The 13,616-nt window shown below is 62.2% G+C and carries 13 protein-coding genes; 10 read left to right on the top strand and 3 right to left on the bottom strand.

The genetic code is table 11. From position 1 onward, the window contains the following. Positions 1-155: 155 nt before the first annotated feature. Entirely contained in the window at positions 156-1,043 is an 888-nt protein-coding gene (locus ACZ92H_RS24335; protein ID WP_465051232.1) for a hypothetical protein, read from the top strand. Between the two features lie 77 nt (positions 1,044-1,120). On the opposite strand, the gene yihA is transcribed toward ACZ92H_RS24335, so the two are convergent. Next, the gene (yihA, locus tag ACZ92H_RS24330; protein ID WP_465051233.1) at positions 1,121-1,864 is read right to left on the bottom strand and encodes a ribosome biogenesis GTP-binding protein YihA/YsxC; all 744 of its coding nucleotides are present in this window, start codon (positions 1,862-1,864) and stop codon (positions 1,121-1,123) included. Between the two features lie 186 nt (positions 1,865-2,050). Between yihA and ACZ92H_RS24325 the strand changes: the two genes are divergently transcribed. From ACZ92H_RS24325 to ACZ92H_RS24305, 5 genes are all read left to right on the top strand, one after another. Then, positions 2,051-2,740: a c-type cytochrome gene (locus ACZ92H_RS24325; protein WP_131375602.1), complete on the top strand. Its 690-nt coding sequence runs from the start codon at positions 2,051-2,053 to the stop codon at positions 2,738-2,740. A gap of 186 nt (positions 2,741-2,926) precedes the next feature. Continuing rightward, a complete protein-coding gene (locus ACZ92H_RS24320) occupies positions 2,927-5,035 on the top strand; it encodes a cytochrome c biogenesis protein ResB (RefSeq protein ID WP_465051234.1) in 2,109 nt (702 codons plus the stop codon). 64 nt (positions 5,036-5,099) lie between these two features. After that, positions 5,100-6,251 carry a c-type cytochrome biogenesis protein CcsB gene (gene ccsB / locus ACZ92H_RS24315; RefSeq protein ID WP_131375606.1) on the top strand — a complete coding sequence of 384 codons (1,152 nt, stop codon included), beginning with the start codon at positions 5,100-5,102 and terminating at the stop codon, positions 6,249-6,251. 190 nt (positions 6,252-6,441) lie between these two features. Next, positions 6,442-7,419 (top strand): protein-methionine-sulfoxide reductase catalytic subunit MsrP, encoded by a 978-nt coding sequence (gene msrP / locus ACZ92H_RS24310; RefSeq protein WP_131375608.1) that lies wholly within the window; start codon positions 6,442-6,444, stop codon positions 7,417-7,419. A 9-nt stretch (positions 7,420-7,428) separates the two neighbouring features. Beyond that, positions 7,429-8,082, top strand: a complete 654-nt coding sequence (locus tag ACZ92H_RS24305; RefSeq protein WP_465051235.1) for a protein-methionine-sulfoxide reductase heme-binding subunit MsrQ — start codon at positions 7,429-7,431, stop codon at positions 8,080-8,082. Here ACZ92H_RS24305 and lptM read toward each other — a convergent pair. Next, positions 8,079-8,261, bottom strand: coding sequence for an LPS translocon maturation chaperone LptM (gene lptM, locus ACZ92H_RS24300; RefSeq protein WP_465051236.1), 183 nt, complete (start codon positions 8,259-8,261; stop codon positions 8,079-8,081). The two genes, ACZ92H_RS24305 and lptM, sit on opposite strands and share 4 nt — an antisense overlap. A gap of 40 nt (positions 8,262-8,301) precedes the next feature. Between lptM and cyaY the strand changes: the two genes are divergently transcribed. Further along, the gene (cyaY, locus tag ACZ92H_RS24295) at positions 8,302-8,631 is read left to right on the top strand and encodes an iron donor protein CyaY (RefSeq protein ID WP_131375614.1); all 330 of its coding nucleotides are present in this window, start codon (positions 8,302-8,304) and stop codon (positions 8,629-8,631) included. A 65-nt stretch (positions 8,632-8,696) separates the two neighbouring features. Here cyaY and ACZ92H_RS24290 read toward each other — a convergent pair whose 3' ends face one another. Further along, the gene (locus tag ACZ92H_RS24290) at positions 8,697-11,042 is read right to left on the bottom strand and encodes a penicillin-binding protein 1A (protein WP_131375616.1); all 2,346 of its coding nucleotides are present in this window, start codon (positions 11,040-11,042) and stop codon (positions 8,697-8,699) included. Between the two features lie 307 nt (positions 11,043-11,349). Between ACZ92H_RS24290 and pilM the strand changes: the two genes are divergently transcribed. From pilM to ACZ92H_RS24275, 3 genes are read left to right on the top strand one after another with little or no spacing between them, the layout of a single operon-like run. Next, positions 11,350-11,976, top strand: a complete 627-nt coding sequence (gene pilM / locus ACZ92H_RS24285; protein WP_465051237.1) for a pilus assembly protein PilM — start codon at positions 11,350-11,352, stop codon at positions 11,974-11,976. Continuing rightward, positions 11,973-12,578: a PilN domain-containing protein gene (locus ACZ92H_RS24280; protein WP_465051238.1), complete on the top strand. Its 606-nt coding sequence runs from the start codon at positions 11,973-11,975 to the stop codon at positions 12,576-12,578. The genes pilM and ACZ92H_RS24280 overlap by 4 nt, the downstream gene beginning before the upstream one ends. Beyond that, complete coding sequence (locus ACZ92H_RS24275) at positions 12,562-13,605, top strand: pilus assembly protein PilP (RefSeq protein ID WP_465051239.1); 1,044 nt, start codon at positions 12,562-12,564, stop codon at positions 13,603-13,605. The genes ACZ92H_RS24280 and ACZ92H_RS24275 overlap by 17 nt, the downstream gene beginning before the upstream one ends. Positions 13,606-13,616 lie beyond the last annotated feature (11 nt).

The raw sequence follows: 13,616 nt of genomic DNA, 5'->3' as shown, positions 1-13,616 counted from the left end.
GCTGCAAGGAATGTCGCTATCCTGTACGCTTCGGGTTGGAAAGGCCGAGGAAGTGTTCCCAAAAGCAAGGGACTCTGGCACTATGGCTGCCCTGTAAGATTACTTTTGTCGCTACACAGAAAGCACGATTCATTTTGCATGACACGACCCATTTGATGGCTGCCGATTCAGACATTTGTCCCACCTGCGGCCAAGTGATCCAGCCACCGCCGGCCTACGGGTCCAAGACCAGCACCATGCGCAAGGTGGCGCTGGGCGTGTCCGTCTTGCTGCACGTGCTGCTGGCCGCCTATGTGCTGTTTCGTAGCGACAAGATCGAAAAGATTCCACCGCCGAAGAAGGAAAGCGCGATGGTCTACATCGCGCCGCTGAAGGACAAGCCGCAACCGAAGCCGCAGCCGAAACCCACGCCGAAGCCGAAGGACACGAAAGTTGCCAAAGTGAAACCTCCGCCGGCGCCGAGCAAGCGCGTGGTGACGAAGGACGTGCCGCGCGACAAGCCGAAGCTGGAAACATTTACGCCGCCGCTGGTATCGAAAGTGCCATTGCCGCCGCCGCCGGCTGAAGACATGAGCTCGATGATCGAGCAGCGCCGCAAGCAGCGCGAAGCGCAAAATCCCGCGCCACCGGCCGAGGAAAGCGAAAACGACCGCGCCATGCGCGTGGCCAAGGCGAATATCGCCGGGGCCCAGGGCCGCAATTCCGGCAGCGACCGCGAGGACTCGGGCGGCGTGTTTTCCATCGTCAACCAGACCTCGTTCAGTGCCGAAGTCAAGTTCAAGGGCTGGAACGGCAACTTCAAGCGCAATTGGCTGAAACAGGAAAAAGTCGAACTGGGCAATGAACCGGATATCGAAACGGCCATCATCAAGAAGATGATCCAGCTGATCCGTGCAGAAAAACCCGGCGATTTCGTCTGGGAATCGCGGCGCCTGGGGCGCAACGTCAACCTCAGCGCCAGGGTCGAGGATACGGCCGAGCTGACCGCCTTCCTGCGCCAGGAGTTCTTTTCCGAGAAGCGTTCGGGGCCGGGACGGCGCTAAGCGGCCGGCAGGCTGATGGCAAACAAAAAGGCTGCACCGCGCGAGCGGGCAGCCTTTTTGTTTGCGGCGGAAGACAATCAGGCGGGCTTGTCTGTTCCTGCTTCCGGCTCGACGTCGTCTTCCATCTCGATCAGGTCGACCATCTGGGCGGCGCCATCTTCGCTGATGCCGGCCAGTTCCATGATCTTGTCGTTGGCTTCTTCGATGCCGACGCGTTTCAGGGCCGAGAACAGCTGCACCGTGAACGGGAAGCCGATGCCGTCTTCGTCCACGTAGCTGTCGAGCTTGGCTTTTGCCTGGCGCAGCGCGTTGACCGATTCATTGCGGTTGAGTTTATCCACCTTGGTCAGGATGCAGTGGATGGGCTTGCCCGTCGGGGCGAACCATTCCAGCATCTGGATGTCCAGGTCGGTGAACGGACGGCGCGAATCCATGATCAGGATCAAACCGGCCAACTGTTCGCGGCGCTGCACGTAGTCGCCCAGCAGGCGCTGCCAGTGCAATTTCGCCGAGCCCGATACTTCCGCGTAGCCGTAGCCCGGCAAGTCGACCAGCAGGCATTCGATCTCTTCGACGATGGTGGCATCCTTGCGGTGCTGCGCCACGTGGGCGCCGCCGATGGAGAAGTAATTGATGTGCTGGGTACGGCCAGGTGTCTTGGAGGCGAACGCCAAGCCTTTCTGATTACACAAGATGTTGATGGCGGTCGATTTACCGGCATTGGAGCGGCCGGCAAATGCGATTTCCGGCACCGTGGTATCGGGCAGGTCACGCAGTTGGTTGACGGTCGTAAAGAAGCGGGCTTGCCAGAGTTTTGACATGGGAGTAGTAAAGCAACAAAAGGGAGCGATAAGGGAGCGATAACGCCAAGAAGCTATTGTACAATAAGGGGTTGTTTATTGTTGCCGGCGTAGCAGCGATGCGGCTTGCGGCCCTGAAAATAAAGCAAAAATCCCCAGGGCGCGGCAATGTCCACCACTAATTTCTCACTGTCTCAGGGTGCCTGAATGAATCGTGCGTTTTCACCGTTTGTCCATTCCATGCTGCTCGCTTTGCTGGCCGTATCGGCAACAGCTTCCGCCGCCGAAGAAGCGAAACCTGCCGCCGCCCCGGCCGTCGCCGTCAAGGCCGATGCCGCCAAGGGCGCAACCCTGTACGCCGATGGCGATGCGGCGCGCGGCTTGCCTGCCTGCGTCTCCTGCCATGGCGCGGCCGGCAATTCGACCATTTCGGTGAATCCGAAACTGGCTGGCCAGCATGAAAGCTATATCTACAAGCAACTGGTCGATTTCACCACGCCGCAGCGCAACCAGCCCGTCATGACGACGTATGCGAAGATGCTCAGCGACGCGGACAAGAAGAATATCGCCGCCTACCTGGGCACGCAGCTGTCCAAGCCGGGCGCCGCGAAAAACAAGGACACGATCGACCTGGGCAAGAAAATCTACCGCGGCGGTATTGCTGCCAAGCACGTTGCCGCCTGTGCCAGCTGTCATGGCGCGACGGGCAATGGCATTCCCGTCCAGTATCCGCGCATCGCCGGCCAGCACCAGGATTACACGGTGGCCCAGCTGACCCAGTTCCGCAGCACCAAGGCGGACGCCCGCAAGAACAGCGTGGACATGCACACCATCGCCGCCCGCCTGTCGGATGACGAAATCGCCGCCGTTGCCGATTACATCGCCGGCCTGAAGTAAGTTTTCATAGTGGCAATGCTTTGCCACGCGCTGCAGCGCGCATGAACAAGGGCGGCCATCTGGATGGGCTGCCCTTTTTTATGGCAAGGGCCAAACAGGAGTATGCTGCCGCCTTGCGCGGAGAAATTATGTTTGCTCCATGCCTAATTTTCTTGAAGATTGCATATCCCGTATGAGTATCAACGTATGAGCACAGGCACGACCGGAATCGAGTTAAAGACCCAACGCCGCAGCCTGGCTGAATTCGTCGAGCTGGTCTCGTCGATGCGCTTTGCCATCAGTTTGCTGACCCTGATCGCCGTCGCCTCCATCATCGGCACCGTGCTCAAGCAGAACGAGCCGATGCCCAATTATGTGAACCAGTTCGGTCCGTTCTGGTTCGCCGTCTTCGACAAGCTGAGCCTGTATTCCGTGTACTCGGCCTGGTGGTTCCTGGTGATCATGGGTTTCCTCGTCGCCTCGACCTCGCTGTGCATCGTGCGCAATGCGCCAAAGATGCTCAAGGACATGCGCAGCTGGCGCGATAACGTGCGCGAGCAATCGCTGCGCAATTTCCACCACAAGGCGGAATGGCAGGCGCCGCTGCCGCGCGCCGTGCTGGCCCAGCAGATGGTGATGCGCCTGAAGGATGCCGGCTACCAGGCCAAGGTCGTGGAAAAGGAGAGCGCCACCCTGGTGGCCGCCAAGCGGGGCGCGGCGAACAAATGGGGCTATATCTTTGCCCACGGCGCCATCGTCATCATCTGCGTGGGCGGCTTGCTCGATTCGGAAATGCCGATCCGCGTGCAGCAGTGGTTCTTCGGCAAGACGCCGTTTGCCGGCAGCGGCGTGATCGCGGATATTCCTGCCCAGCACCGTCTGAGCTTGTCGAACCCGACTTTCCGCGGCAATACCATGATTCCGGAAGGCTCGTCGAGCAGCACGGCCATCATTCCCCAGGCCGATGGCGTGCTGATCCAGGATTTGCCGATCACCATCCTGCTGAAGAAATTCCACATCGATTTCTACAGCACGGGCATGCCCAAGCTGTTCGCCAGCGACGTGGTGGTCACCGACCATGCAACGGGCGAGAGCTTCCCGGCGACCATCAAGGTCAACGAGCCGCTGCTGTACAAGGGCCTGGCCCTGTACCAGTCCAGCTTTGAAGATGGCGGCAGCAAGCTCAAGCTGACGGGTTACCCGATGACGGGCAAGACGACGAAACGCTTCGATATCGGCGGCGAAGTGGGCGGCAGCACGCCGCTCGAGCGCAGCGATGGCAATTCCTACACGGTGGAATGGTCGGGTTTCCGGCCATTCAACGTGGAAAACCTCAGCGCCGGCCAGGACGTGCGCGCCGTCAGCAAGGCGGAAAGCTTCAACGAGAAATTCTCCGTCGGCCTCGACAAGCGCCTCGGTTCGGCCGCGAAGAACGCCAACAACAAGGACTTGAAGAACGTCGGCCCATCGGTGCAATACAAATTGCGCGACAAGACGGGCCAGGCGCGCGAGTACCAGAACTACATGCAGCCCGTGACGGTCGATGGCGCCACGGTGTTTCTGGCCGGCATGCGCGTCAACCCCAGCGACCCGTTCAGCTATCTGCGCATCCCTGCCGACGACAACTACGGCGTGACGGAATGGATGCGTTTGCGTGCCGCGCTGCAAGACCCGGAACTGCGCCAGCAGGCCGCCGCGCGCTATGCGGCGCGGGCCATGCCGCAGCCGGGCGCGGAAGCCTTGCGCAGCCAGTTGCAGGAATCGGCGGCGAAAAGCCTGGGCATCTTTGCCGGCAACGGGCAGGAGGGCGGTTTCCTCGCCATTTCGCGTTTCCTGGAGAAAATTCCTGCTGCCGAGCAAGAAAAAGCGGCCGATATCTTCATGAAAATCCTCAATGGCAGCCTGTGGGACCTGTGGCAGGCGGCGCGCGCCAAGGATGGCTTGAAGCCCATCGAGGCCGACGACAAGCATGGCCGCTTCCTGCAGCTGGCCACGAATGCGCTGTCCGACAGCTTCTTCTATGGCGCACCCGTGTACCTGCAACTCGATGACTTTACGGAAATCAAGGCCTCCGTGCTGCAGGTGACGCGTTCGCCGGGCAAGAGCGTGGTGTACCTGGGCTGCCTGTTCCTCGTGATCGGCGTGTTTTCCATGTTCTATATCCGCGAACGCCGCCTGTGGGTGTGGATCAAGGATGGCGCCGACGATGCCAAGGGCAGCAGCGAGGCGCTGATGGCCATGAGCACGCAGCGCAAGACGCTGGATTTTGAAAAAGAATTTGAGAACTTGAAGGCAAAGCTGCCGCAATCGGCGTAAGCTGCCCTGAGTTGGATTAGCTGAGTTTCGGCGCGCGACAGTGTGGCCGGGAATGGAGAAAATGATGGAATTGGCAAATAAACAAATTTACACGCAGGAACCGGGCTTTTTCAAGCGCCTGAGCCTGGTTGACTGGCTGTACGGCGCCGGCTTGCTGGCCGCCTCCCTGTTCGGCCTGGTCCGCTTCGGCGCATTCATGGATATCTATGAAAAGGCCATCCTGCTGGCGGCTGCGCCCACGTTTGCGTGGCTGGGCTGGTACTGGAAGCCCGTGCGCTGGCTGATTCCCGTGGCGGCCGTGCTGTCCCTGTTCGCCATCGAGCTGTACGGCGGCCACCTGGACATGGCGAACCAGAAATTTTTCCTGAAGTACATCTTGTCGAGCCAGTCCGCCATCCTGTGGATGGGGACGCTGTTCGTGCTGTCGACCCTGTTCTACTGGATCGGCCTGGTGGCCCGGTCGGAGTTCGGCTCGTCCGTCGGCTCGCTGCTGTGCTGGGCCGGCGTGGTGCTGGGCCTGACGGGCATGCTGGTGCGCTGGTACGAGTCGTACCTGATCGGCGCCGATGTGGGGCATATCCCCGTGTCGAACCTGTACGAAGTGTTCATCCTGTTCTCGCTGATCACGGCCATGTTCTACCTGTATTACGAGCAGCATTATGCGACGCGCCAGCTGGGCGCCTTCGTCATGCTGGTCATTTCGGCGGCCGTCATGTTCCTGATGTGGTACACGGTCACGCGCGACGCGGCCGAGATCCAGCCCCTGGTGCCGGCCCTGCAAAGCTGGTGGATGAAGATCCACGTGCCTGCCAACTTCATCGGCTACGGCACGTTCGCGCTGTCGGCCATGGTGGCGGCGGCCTACCTGCTCAAATCGAGCGGCTACCTGGTCGACCGTCTGCCGTCGCTGGAAGTGCTCGATGACGTGATGTACAAGGCCATTTCCGTCGGCTTCGCTTTCTTCACGGTAGCCACCATCCTGGGCGCCCTGTGGGCCGCCGAGGCGTGGGGCGGCTACTGGTCATGGGACCCGAAGGAAACGTGGGCGCTGATCGTCTGGCTCAACTATGCTGCCTGGCTGCACATGCGCCTGATGACGGGCTTGCGCGGCCGCGTCGCTTCCTGGTGGGCACTGGTGGGCTTGCTGGTAACGACGTTCGCGTTTTTGGGCGTGAATATGTTCCTTTCCGGACTCCATTCTTACGGAAAACTGTAAAAGTACCCGAGAAAAAGCCCATGGCGGCGTTGCCTTGTCTTGTCGTGCTAGGCGTACTGCCTGCGGCAAGGCGCCTTGCCCTGAACTTGTTTCGGGCACTGTAGTAACGTTTGTTTGCATGACAGAAGCGTCATGAACGGCCCGGGAAAACTGGTGTAAGGTACAAATAATCACCTTTCCCGGAGCCGCCATGTTGATCAAGCGCAGTCCCAACGGCATTGAGTTGCCGTTCTCTTCCGAAATCACGCCGCGCGCCGTGTTTGAATCGCGCCGCAGCTTCATCAAGCAAATCGCCCTGGGCTCCGTGTCCAGCGCGGCCTTGCTGGAAATGGCCAGCCGCGAAGCGTTCGCGCAAGGCACGAATCCCAAGCTGGCCGCCAAGCTCAATCCCGCCTATTCGGCGCTGGAAAAGCAGACGGCCTACAAGGATGCCACCACCTACAATAATTTCTACGAGTTCGGCACGGACAAGAGCGAGCCGGCGCAGAACGCGGGCACCCTGCGCACGCGGCCGTGGACGGTCAGCATCGAAGGCGAAGTCAAGAAGCCGATGACCCTCGATCTTGATGCCTTGCTGAAACTGGCGCCGCTGGAAGAGCGCGTGTACCGCCTGCGCTGCGTGGAAGGCTGGTCGATGGTGATCCCGTGGATCGGCTACTCGTTCTCGGAAATCATCAAGAAGGTCGAGCCGACGGGCAATGCCAAGTACGTGGAATTCGTCACCCTGGCCGACAAGAAGCAGATGCCGGGCGTGGGCAGCCGCGTGCTGCAGTGGCCGTACGTGGAAGGCTTGCGCCTCGACGAGGCGAACCACCCGCTGGCCTTGCTGACCCTGGGCATGTATGGGGAAACCTTGCCGAACCAGAATGGCGCGCCCGTGCGCATGGTGTTGCCGTGGAAGTATGGTTTCAAATCCGCCAAGTCCATCGTCAAGATCCGCTTCGTCAAGGAACAGCCGCGCACGGCCTGGAACCTGGCGGCGCCATCCGAATATGGCTTTTATTCCAACGTGAATCCGAACGTGGATCACCCGCGCTGGTCGCAGGCCACGGAGCGGCGCATCGGCGAAGACGGTTTTCTCACGCGCAAGCGCAAGACCCTGATGTACAACGGCTATAACGATGTCGCTTCGCTGTATGCGGGCATGGATCTGAAGAAATTCTTTTAAGGACACAGCATGGCCATCAATCCCACGCCCAGGCAGCTGTCGCTGCTGAAAAGCCTGATTTTCCTGCTGGCGCTGATACCGTTTGCCCGCATGGTCTGGCTGACGTACACGGGGCAACTGGTGGAGCCGCTGGAATTCATCACGCGCGGCACCGGCGACTGGACCCTGTATTTTCTGTGCATCAGCCTGGCCGTGACGCCGCTGCGCCGCTTCACGCAGTGGAACTGGCTGATCAAGCTGCGGCGCATGCTGGGCCTGTTTGCATTCTTCTACGCGGCGCTGCACTTCACGACCTTCTTATGGTTCGATCATTTCTTTGACGTGCAGGAAATGTGGAAGGATGTGCTCAAGCGCCCGTTCATCACGGTGGGTTTTATCGCTTTCGTGCTGCTGATTCCGCTGGCCGTGACGAGCACGAACGGCATGGTGAAACGCCTGGGCGGCAAGCGCTGGCAGTGGTTGCACCGGCTGATCTATGTGATCGCCCCGCTGGGCATCCTGCACTTCTGGTGGATGAAGGCAGGCAAGCATAATTTCGCGCAACCGATTCTGTTTGGCTCCATCGTCGCGCTACTGCTGGCAATGCGCGTGTATTTTGCCTGGAGCAAGCGCGCGAAAAGCGCCAGGGCGGCCGCTGCGGCCTCCCCGGTGCGCCCCGTTTAAGTGGCTGGCACGATGACCGGCGGCGGCGGCACGGGCGCCGGCTCGATCGGGCCTTTGGCTGGCGCGCCCTTGGCCGCCGGCGGCTTGGGCAGGTAGAGGGGACCGGGCTGGCCGCAGCCGGCCAGGACGCTAGAAACCACAATGGCGATGCCGATATAAAACGCTGAGGATGACTTCACGATTAGAATCACGGTTTGATTAAGATCTTTGGAGTGTAGCATGAGCGAATCGGAATTCCTGGCCCTGGCCGAAGCCACCCTGACGGACATCGAGGCGGCGCTGGACCGGCTGAACGATGCGGACGTGCTCGACGTCGAATGCAGCCGCAGCGGCAATGTGCTGGAAATCGAGTTCATCGACAACGGCACGAAAATCATCGTCAACAGCCAGGCGCCCATGCGCGAGATGTGGGTGGCGGCCCGTTCCGGCGGTTTCCATTACAAGCGCGTGGGCGACGAGTGGATCAACACGCGCGACGGCTCCGAGCTGTTCGCGGCCCTGTCGGCCATGGCCAGCGAGCAGGCAGGCGCGCCGGTGGTATTGAAATAACATCATCGCCATGCCAATAAAAAAGGGCAGCCTCTTCAGGCTGCCCTTTTTTGCATCAAACCAACTTAGAAAAGCTCATTCTTGACGGCTTCCTTGGCCTTTTCTTCCTCCGGCGTGCCGCGCGCCGCGCCTTCCAGGCTGCCCACGCCCGTGCCCGGCGGATTTTCCGCATAGTAGTACTCGTCGCCGACGAGGATCAAGCCTTCCGGCACGGCGCGTTCCTCGACGGGAATGCTCTTCAGGGCTTTCGCCATGTAGTTGACCCAGATCGGCAGAGCCAGGCCGCCGCCCGTTTCCCGGTTGCCCAGGTTGCGCGGCTGGTCGTAGCCGATCCAGGCGATGCCCACCAGCTTGGCCTGGTAACCGGCGAACCACGCATCGATGGAGTCGTTGGTGGTGCCCGTCTTGCCTGCCAGGTCAGGGCGCTTCAGGGCCATGGCCTTGTTGGCCGTGCCGAAGCGCACCACGTCGTTGAGCATGCTGTTCATCAGGAAGGCGTTGCGCTCGTCGATCACGCGGTTGGCTTCCTCGCCCGCCAGGTCCGGCTTGGCTTGCGACAGGACATTGCCATCGCTATCGGTGACCTTGGCGATCAGGTAGGGATTGATCTTGTAGCCGCCGTTGGCGAACACGGCGTACGCACCTGCCATCTGCAGCGGCGTGACGTTGCCAGCGCCCAAGGCCAGGGTCAGGTAGGGCGGATTCTTGTCCGCGTCAAAGCCGAAGCGCGTCGCGTATTCCTGGCCATACTTGGCGCCGATCTTGTGCAGGATGCGGATGGAAATCATGTTTTTCGATTTCATCAAGCCCTTGCGCATGGTCATCGGACCATCGTACTTGCTGTCGTAGTTCTTCGGTTCCCACGCCTGGCCGCCCGTCTGGCCCGCATCGAACGAGATGGGCGCATCGTTGATGATGGTGGCCGGCGACAGGCCCCGCTCCAGCGACGCGGAATAGATGAAGGGCTTGAAGGCGGAACCGGGCTGGCGCCATGCCTGCGTGACGTGGTTGAACTTGTTGCGGTTGTAATCGAAGCCGCCCACCATGGCGCGGATGGCGCCGTCCGTGGTGCTGGCCGAGACGAACGCCGATTGCACTTCCGGCATCTGCGTCAAGACCCAGTTGCCGCCTTCCTGCATGACGCGGATCACGGCGCCGCGCTTGATGCGGCGGTTCGGTGCCGCTTTTTCCGACAGCCAGGCGGAACCGAAGGTCAGGCCGGGACCGGTGATCGTGATCTCTTCGCCGGCCGAGGTGACAGCCTGCAATGATTTCGGCGACGCCTGCAGTACCATGGCGGCGATGATGTCGTCGCTGTCCGGGTGGTCGGCCAGTTCCGTTTCGATGGCGTCATCCGCTTCGGCCTTGGTTTTCGGAATCTCGATATACGCTTCCGGACCGCGGTAGCCGTGGCGTTTCTCGTAATCCATCACGCCCTTGCGCAAGGCGATGTACGCGGCGTCCTGGTCGGCCTTGGTGATGGTGGTGTAGACGTTCAGGCCGCGCGTGTAGGTATCTTCCTTGAATTGCTCGTAGACCAGCTGGCGCGCCATTTCCGACACGTACTCCGCGTGCACGCCGAAGGCGCTGCTGTCGGTTTTCACTTTCAGCTCTTCATTTTTCGCTTCTTCGTACTGCGCCGGCGTGATGTAACCCAGCTGCGCCATGCGCTGCAGGATGTATTGCTGGCGCATGCGCGCGCGCTTCGGATTGACGACGGGATTGTAGGCCGATGGCGCCTTCGGCAAGCCGGCCAGCATGGCCGCTTCGGCCACGGTCAGGTCCTGGATATTCTTGCCAAAATAGATTTGCGCGGCCGAAGCGAAGCCGTAGGCGCGCTGACCCAGATAAATCTGGTTCATATACACTTCCAGGATCTGGTCCTTGCTGAGGTTTTTCTCGATCTTCCAGGCCAATAACACTTCATAGGCCTTGCGCTTCAGCGTCTGCTCGCTGGACAGGAAGAAGTTGCGCGCCACCTGCTGCGTGATGGTCGACGCGCCTTGCTTGGCGCCGCCCGTCAGGTTGTGCAGGGCCGCGCGGGTGATGCCCAGATAATCCACGCCGCCGTGTTCATAGAAGCGGTCATCCTCGATGGCCAGCACGGCTTTCTTCATGACATCGGGAATATCCTTGATGTGCACCATGTTGCGGCGCTCTTCACCAAACTCGCCGATCAGCACGCTGTCAGAAGTGAAAATGCGCAGCGGCATCTTCGGCTTGTAATCGGTCAGGGTATCGAGCGCCGGCAGGTTCGGATACGCCATGGCCAGGCCGAATACCACCAGCAGCACGCCGACGACGCCCAGGCCCAGGAACGATACCAGGGCCATCAGCAGAAAGCGTTTGGGTTTGCTGCCCTTCTTGGGCGGTTTCGAGCCAGCGTTGCCGGCGGAGGATGAAGATGTCATGCGTGTCGTGTCTTTCAGTGAATTTATGCCGCCCAATTATAAGCGAGCTTGCCGGGGCGGCCGCGCGCCGTGGCGCTTGCCCGGAGGCATATGGAAACTTGTCGCTACTCTATATAAGCGCGTATTGGCCTGCTGGCAACCAGGATTTGGTAACAATTATTCTGCGCCAGATCACGGCCGGGCCAGATAGCCGCCATCCGCCGCAGGCACAGGCGGGAAATCCATTTACAAGCCCTCACTGCCGGGGCTAGGATTTTGGATGGCAGCGGCCATCCCACGGTGACCTTTCTTCATGAAAAACATGTCCATGCGTCGTCTTCTTGGCAGGGGCTTGCTCGGCGTTGACATAGGGCAAGATGCCGTGCGCGTCATCGAACTGGTCCGCCGGCGGGGCAGCTTGTCTTGCCGGCACTGCGGCAGCGCCCCGCTGGCACCGGGAATAATTCTTGAAGGAAATATCGAGGATCTGCCGGGCCTGGCCGCCGCGCTGCGCCAGGCTTGCCGCGACAGTGGCAGCGAGTGTCTCCGGGTGGCCCTGGCCATGCCGGCCACGGCCCTGATCACGCACGCGATCCGCCTGCCTGCCGGATTGTCCGAAGAACAGCTGGAAATCCTGGTGGAACTGGAAGCGGCGCAATACATGCCGTTTGCCCTGGAAGATGCCAATCTGGATTTTTTCATCCTGGGGCCGGCGCCGGCGCTGGCCGGCCAGGGCGGGCAGGAAATCGACGTGCTGCTGGTGGCGGCACGGCGCGCCAGCGTGCAGCGCCGTCTCGATGCGGCCAAGGCGGCCGGTTTGCTGGCCGTCGTCATGGATAGCGAGGCGCTGGCCTTGCAAGCGGCCATGGCGCAGGGCGGCTGGCAAACCCTGCCCGATGGCGGCGCGGCATACCAGCTGGCATGGGGCCTGGCCTTGCACAGGTTTGCCCGATGACGCCGGCAACACGCGTGCTGTACATCAACCTCCTGCCTTACCGGCAGGCGGCACGGCGGCGTCGCGTGCAGGCACTGCTGTGGCTGCTGGCCGGTGGTGCCTTGCTGGGCATGCTGCTGGCCCTGCTCGCGGCGCTGTGGCTGCAGTTGCGGCTCGATGGCATCGCGCAGCGCCAGGATGGCTGGCGTCATGCCTCACAGCAATTGGAGGGCGTGCTGGCTGGCGGCGGGCGCCTGCGGGACGAGACGGCGTCCTTGCTGGCGCGCCGGCAGGCGATTGCAGGACTGCAAGAGCAGCGCAATGGCGCAGTGCTCTTGCTGGCTGTCCTGGCGCGGGCGATGCCGCCCGGCGTGGCCTTGCGCAGCGTGCGGCAGGAAGCGGCGACGGTGCGCTTGCAGGGACATGCCGCGGCACAGGACAAGGTTGCGGCACTGCTGCTGGCGCTGGCAGAAGCGGCGCCGCGGTCGAAGCCGGAATTGCTGGAAGTGCGCGGCGCAGCGGACGGCGCCGTCGATTGGACGCTGCGGCTGGCAGCGCCAGTGTCGCTCGCATCGGCGCCACCGCAGACACGGGAGGGGAGCGAGCATGTCGCATCTGACTAAAGCATCGCTGTGGCCGCTGCCGGCGCGCCTCGCCAGCGCCGCCTTGGCCACGGCGCTGGTGGCGGCGCTGCTGCACTTCGCCTGGCTCGATGGGCTGCTGGCCGCCGTGCAAGCGGCCCAGGGGGAGGAAAACCGTCTGCACAGCGCATATCTGCAGGCCGGGGCGCGGGCAGGGCAGGTGCCGCATTGGCGCCAACAGCGGGACCTGGCTGGCGCCGAGCTGGCCCGGCTGGAGCAGCAGTTGGCCCATCCCGAACAGATGGCGGTGCTGCTGGCCGATATCAACGCGGCAGGCCAGGCGCGCGGCGTGCAATTTACCCTGTTCAAGCCCGGCGCGCCCCGGCCGCTGGTCCATGTCGTGGCCTTGCCGATCGCCGTGCAGCTGCGCGGCGCCTATCACGCCATGGGAGAACTGATGGCCGACCTGGCACGTTTGCCGCACATCGTCACCGTGCATGAGCTGGCGCTGACGGCGGGCAAGGATGGCATGCTGACGCTGGACGCCGTGCTGCACGCCTATCGCTGGCCGGATGCGCAGGAAAGGTTGGCACTGGAGCGCATGCCGCCGATGCTGGCATCAGGCCGGCAGGCGCCGCCCCCTTGGCAAACGCTGCCTGTTTTTGCGCCGCGCGCGTATGAGGGGGCCGGCTTGCCAGACCCCTTCGCCCCGTCGTTGCAGGCGCCGGCGGCGCGCGGCGGCGTGGCGGGGCCGGATCTGCGCCGTCCCCGTGAGCCGCTGGAAAGCGTGGCCATGCCTGCCTTGAGCATGGTGGGCAGCGTGCGCCTGGCGGGTCGCCTGAGCGCGCTGCTGCTGGCGGGGCAGCGCGTGCACCGGGTGGAAGTGGGCCAGCACCTGGGGCAGGATCACGGCGTGGTGACGGAGATCAGCGAACAGGCCGTGCAGTACCGCGAACTGCTGCGCGAGGCGGACGGTCCCTGGCGCGAACGGCGCGGCAGCCTGGGCTTGCAAGTGGCCGGTGCTGCGGCGGCAGTTGCCAGGGCCAGCCTGCCCGAGGCGGCGCCATGACGGCGCGCCGC

Source organism: Janthinobacterium foliorum (assembly GCF_978021625.1).
The sequence above is the reverse complement of the archived record's forward strand: the minus strand, read 5'-3'. Positions and strand labels throughout refer to the sequence as shown.

Coding starts and splice junctions, on each gene's coding strand:
- ACZ92H_RS24335 (WP_465051232.1), top strand. CDS start 156: ATGGCTGCCGATTCAGACATTTGTCCCACCTGCGGCCAAGTGATCCAG.
- yihA (WP_465051233.1), bottom strand. CDS start 1,864: ATGTCAAAACTCTGGCAAGCCCGCTTCTTTACGACCGTCAACCAACTG.
- ACZ92H_RS24325 (WP_131375602.1), top strand. CDS start 2,051: ATGAATCGTGCGTTTTCACCGTTTGTCCATTCCATGCTGCTCGCTTTG.
- ACZ92H_RS24320 (WP_465051234.1), top strand. CDS start 2,927: ATGAGCACAGGCACGACCGGAATCGAGTTAAAGACCCAACGCCGCAGC.
- ccsB (WP_131375606.1), top strand. CDS start 5,100: ATGGAATTGGCAAATAAACAAATTTACACGCAGGAACCGGGCTTTTTC.
- msrP (WP_131375608.1), top strand. CDS start 6,442: ATGTTGATCAAGCGCAGTCCCAACGGCATTGAGTTGCCGTTCTCTTCC.
- ACZ92H_RS24305 (WP_465051235.1), top strand. CDS start 7,429: ATGGCCATCAATCCCACGCCCAGGCAGCTGTCGCTGCTGAAAAGCCTG.
- cyaY (WP_131375614.1), top strand. CDS start 8,302: ATGAGCGAATCGGAATTCCTGGCCCTGGCCGAAGCCACCCTGACGGAC.
- ACZ92H_RS24290 (WP_131375616.1), bottom strand. CDS start 11,042: ATGACATCTTCATCCTCCGCCGGCAACGCTGGCTCGAAACCGCCCAAG.
- pilM (WP_465051237.1), top strand. CDS start 11,350: ATGCGTCGTCTTCTTGGCAGGGGCTTGCTCGGCGTTGACATAGGGCAA.
- ACZ92H_RS24280 (WP_465051238.1), top strand. CDS start 11,973: ATGACGCCGGCAACACGCGTGCTGTACATCAACCTCCTGCCTTACCGG.
- ACZ92H_RS24275 (WP_465051239.1), top strand. CDS start 12,562: ATGTCGCATCTGACTAAAGCATCGCTGTGGCCGCTGCCGGCGCGCCTC.